Annotated in this window: 4 protein-coding genes; all 4 read left to right on the top strand. The window is 61.4% G+C overall.

Annotation, left to right across the window (positions count from 1 at the left end; genetic code table 11):
* Positions 1–822: 2-hydroxyacid dehydrogenase (locus tag ACRESD_RS09565; RefSeq protein ID WP_431750693.1), on the top strand; the 822-nt coding region annotated here is incomplete at its 5' end.
* A 90-nt stretch (positions 823–912) separates the two neighbouring features.
* Positions 913–2,769 carry a pilus assembly protein TadG-related protein gene (locus ACRESD_RS09560; protein WP_431750692.1) on the top strand — a complete coding sequence of 619 codons (1,857 nt, stop codon included), beginning with the start codon at positions 913–915 and terminating at the stop codon, positions 2,767–2,769.
* Positions 2,770–2,899: 130 nt separating this feature from the next.
* Positions 2,900–3,967: a phosphotransferase family protein gene (locus ACRESD_RS09555; protein ID WP_431750691.1), complete on the top strand. Its 1,068-nt coding sequence runs from the start codon at positions 2,900–2,902 to the stop codon at positions 3,965–3,967.
* Positions 3,968–3,976: 9 nt separating this feature from the next.
* Positions 3,977–4,744, top strand: a complete 768-nt coding sequence (locus ACRESD_RS09550) for an SDR family oxidoreductase (protein WP_094952746.1) — start codon at positions 3,977–3,979, stop codon at positions 4,742–4,744.
* Positions 4,745–4,811: the final 67 nt, after the last annotated feature.

The raw sequence follows: 4,811 nt of genomic DNA, 5'->3' as shown, positions 1-4,811 counted from the left end.
GGGCAGATCAAGGCCGTGCTGACCCGTGGCCCACTGGGGTTGTACGCCGAGGAAATTGCCGCGCTGCCGCTGCTGGAGATCATTTGCGTGATCGGCGCCGGCTACGAACATGTGGACCTGCAGGCAGCGAGCAATCGTGGGATCGTGGTCACCAATGGCGCCGGAGTGAACGCGCCGTCGGTGGCCGACCATGCCATGGCGTTGCTGTTGTCGCTGGTGCGCGGCATTCCCCAGACCGATGCGGCGGTACGGCGCAGCGAATGGCCAAAGGTGATGCGCCCCTCCCTGGGCGGCAAGCAATTGGGCATTCTCGGGTTGGGCGCCGTGGGCATGGAGATCGCCAAGCGCGCCTCACTCGGCTTCGGCATGGAGGTGAGTTATCACAACCGCCAGCCTCGCGATGACGTGGATTACACCTATTGCGCCACGGCGGTGGAGTTGGCGCGCACCTCGGACTTCCTGATCCTGGCCACGCCGGGCGGGGTGAGCACCCGTCACCTGATCGATCGCCACGCACTGGACGCACTGGGGCCGAACGGCTACTTGGTAAACATCGGGCGCGGCAGCGTGGTGGTGACTGCCGACCTCGTCGCCGCCCTTGAGCAGCGGCGTATCGGCGGTGCCGCACTGGATGTGTTCGACGATGAGCCCAAGGTGCCCGATGCCCTCAAGCGCCTGAGCAATACCGTACTCACCTCCCATGTCGCCGGCCTGTCGCCCGAAGCAGCCCACGATACCGTGCAACGCGTGGCCGACAACCTGGTGGAGTACTTCGCCGGCCGCCCCGTCCTGACGCCGGTGGCACTGCCGCCACGCAACTAGTAGCGATTTGCCAGCGCCGACCTGAAACCTGTCTACACTGCATGCGGGGATGCTCAGGACGTCGGTGCATGACCGGCGAAGGAACGCACAATGTTTGGCCATGGACCCGGTCCGGCCCGTCAACGCGGGGTCATCGGTTTGATGGGCGCAGTGACGCTCGGGATCGCGTTGTTGTTTTTGTTACTGGTGGTCGACAGCGGCCGCCTGTACCTGGAAAAGCGCAAATTGCAGCGCGTTGTCGACACCGCGGCGCTGGAAGCGGTCAGCCGCGGCGGCAAGTGTGCGGCGCCGAATAACAACGCCGCGCAATTTGCGACCCAAAGTGCCCTGCGCAATAACTTCACGGTGGATGCAAACCGTACGCTGGCCACCGCTTGCGGCACCCTGGCCACTGGCGCGAACTTTATGCGCACCTTCAGCGTTGACCCTGCCAAAGCCGATGCCATCCAGGTGATCGCCACCCATCGCGTCGCCACCAGCATCGCCCATGCCGTGCACACGCTGTTTTCAGCGCAGCCTGTCAGCCTGACGACGCTGCTGAGCGCCACCGCCGTTGCCGCTGCGCCCGCCCCACCGGTCGCAACACTCACAGTGCGCAGCACCTTGCTGACAATAGACAGCACCAAGTCCGCCGCCCTCAACGGCCTGATCGGCGGTCTGCTGGGCGGTAAGTTGCAGCTCGACGCTGTGGGTTGGAATGGTTTGATCAATACCGACATCAGCCTGCTCAGCTACCTGGATGCCCTGGCCATCCGCCTGAATGTCAGTGCGGGCAACTACGACCAACTGCTCAAGACCGACGCCACCGTCGGCCAGTTGATCCAGGCCGCCATCGATGTGCTCAAGTTGGGCAGCGACGCGGTCAAGGTGGTGATCAATAACCTGGAAGCCATCAAGCTGATTGCGCCGGGCACCGAGATCCTGCACCTGGGCGACTTGATCAAGATCCAGAACGGCACTGACAAAAGCGCACTGAATGTGGACCTGCAACTGTTCAACCTGATCCAGGGCTTCGTACAGCTGTCGAACAAGGCCAGCGCGGTGGCGGTCGAGCTGCCGGTGGATGTACTGGGCCTGTTGAATGTCACGGTCAAGACCCGGGTCATCGAGCCCGCACAGATTTCTGCGATAGGTAACCCGCAATTGATCGATACCCAGCCGATTGTGGTGCGCACGGCGCAAGTCAGAACCTGGATATCACTGAAACTGCCCGTGATCGACGGGCTCACCAAAGTGATTGGCCTGGTCACCGACCTTGTTGGCTTGCTGCTGGGCAGCTCATTGGATGTGGTTCCAGGCACACAAATCGATATTGGCCTGGAGGCGGCCAGTGGCAGTAGCTACGTCACAGGCTACCGCTGCAATGGGGCCGCCGACAAATCCCTCTCCGTGTCAGCCACCACTTCAGCGGTGCGGTTGATGGTGGGCCAGATCGACCCGAAGAACCTGTTTTCGTCCACCGAAACCCTGAAAGTCGACGACTTCCCGTTGCTCGACCTGGGCGTCAAGACCTGCAGCAAAGGCGTATGCGACCCACGCCAACCCTACGCGGTCGGCGGCCTGAGCCTGAGGGTCGACAGCAGCGTCGCCAAGACGACCCGCACCCATGTGTATGTGTCGCCACCCGAGGTCAAACAACCGCCGAGTTATTTCAGCTTCAGCGCCAACAACGTCGTCGGCAGTTTGAGCGACACCCTCAAGGGTATCCAGTTGACCAGCCATACACCGACACTCGGCGGGCTTCTGGGTTTGGTTCTGGGCCTGGTGGTCGATGTGCTGACTGGCGTATTGAACCTGCTCAGCGGCGTGATATCCGGCCTGCTCAGCCCATTGCTCGACCCACTGGTCAATAACCTGCTCGCCGGCCTGGGCATCGACCTGGCCAAAGTCGACATCGGCGCCAACCTGTCCTGTACGCCCGGTGGCCGTGCAGTGCTGGTGATTTGAGCACATCAGGCCCGCTGATCATCATCCAACACGCTAACCTATTAAGCCGCCCCGACCTTGTCGCTGGGCGGTGGTGCACATTAGATTAGCCAATAGTCCACGGCCTTTAAAATAAGCAGAAGGGATAAGCATGGCGCTTAACGACCAATCGACCCAGATCCGCCCAGGCGAAGAACTGGATGCCAGCCTGATCGACCCTTACCTGAAGGCCCACATTCCGGGGCTCAGCGGTGCGGTCAAGATCAGCCAGTTCCCCGGTGGTGCGTCCAACCTGACTTACCTGCTGGAGTACCCGGGTCAGGAATTCGTGCTGCGCCGCCCGCCGTTTGGCCACAAAGCCAAGTCCGCCCATGACATGGGCCGCGAATACCGCATTCTCAATCAGCTCAAGGACGGCTTCCCGTATTGCCCCAAAGCCTACGTGCACTGCACCGATGAATCCGTGATCGGCGCCGAGTTCTATGTGATGGAACGGGTCAACGGCATCATCCTGCGCTCTGACCTGCCGGCCGAGCTGGGCCTGGACGCGACCAAGACCGAAGCCCTGTGCAAAAGCTTCATCGACAAGTTCGTCGAACTGCACCAGGTGGATTACGCCGCCTGCGGCCTGGCCGACCTGGGCAAACCCGAGGGCTATGTCGAGCGCCAGATTCGCGGCTGGAGCGACCGCTACGAAAAGGCCCTGACCCCGGATGCCCCCCGCTGGGAGAAGGTGCGCGCGTGGCTCAACGACAAGATGCCGGCCGACCATCCGACATCCAGCATCGTGCACAACGACTACCGCTTCGACAACGTGATCCTCGACCCGCACAACCCAATGCAGATCATCGGCGTGCTGGACTGGGAACTGACCACCCTGGGCGACCCATTGATGGATTTGGGCAACACCCTCGCCTACTGGATCGAAGCCGCCGACCCGGCACCAGTGCAACTGATGCGCCGCCAGCCGAGCAACGCCCCCGGCATGCTCACTCGCCGTCAGTTCGTCGACTACTACGCCGAACGCGCAGGTCTGCAAATCGACAACTTCGACTTCTACTACACCTACGGCCTGTTCCGCCTCGCCGGTATCGTGCAACAGATCTACTACCGCTTCTTCCATGGCCAGACCCAGGACAAACGCTTTGCGCAGTTCATCCATATGAACAAGCTGCTGGAGCAAATGAGCCTGAATGTCATCAGCAAATCGTCTCTTTAAGGAACCGTTATGTCCAAGACCCACCTGTTCGACCTCGACGGCAAGATCGCATTTGTTTCCGGCGCCAGCCGTGGCATCGGTGAAGCCATCGCCAAGCTGCTGGCCCAGCAAGGCGCCCATGTGATCGTCTCCAGCCGCAAGCTTGAAGGCTGCCAGCACGTGGCTGATGCGATCATTGCCGACGGCGGCAAGGCCACGGCCGTGGCTTGCCATATTGGTGAAATGGAGCAGATCACCCAGGTGTTCGCCGGCATCCGTGAACAGTTCGGCCGCCTGGATATCCTCGTCAACAACGCCGCTACCAACCCGCAGTTCTGCAACGTACTGGACACCGACCTCGGCGCCTTCCAGAAGACCGTCGACGTGAACATTCGTGGCTACTTCTTCATGTCGGTGGAAGCCGGCAAATTGATGCGCGAGAACGGCGGCGGCAGCATCATCAATGTGGCGTCGATCAACGGCATTTCCCCGGGTGTGTTCCAGGGCATCTACTCGGTGACCAAGGCGGCCGTGATCAACATGACCAAAGTGTTCGCCAAGGAATGCGCGGCGTTTGGCATCCGCTGCAACGCGCTGCTGCCAGGCCTCACCGATACCAAGTTCGCTTCGGCGCTGGTGAAGAACGATTCGATTCTGAAGATGGCCCTGGCGCAGATTCCACTCAAGCGCGTGGCCGACCCGAGCGAAATGGCCGGTGCGGTGTTGTTCCTGGCCAGTGATGCGTCGAGCTACACCACCGGTGTGTCGTTGAATGTGGACGGTGGTTTCCTGTCCTGAGCATAAGCCCCCACACAATTCTGTAGTGAGCGGGCTTGTCCCGCGCTGGGTGGCGCAGCCGCCCCAA

Origin of the sequence: Pseudomonas sp. (assembly GCF_050739995.1) — a bacterium.
Taxonomy (GTDB): domain Bacteria; phylum Pseudomonadota; class Gammaproteobacteria; order Pseudomonadales; family Pseudomonadaceae; genus Aquipseudomonas.
The sequence above is the reverse complement of the archived record's forward strand: the minus strand, read 5'-3'. Positions and strand labels throughout refer to the sequence as shown.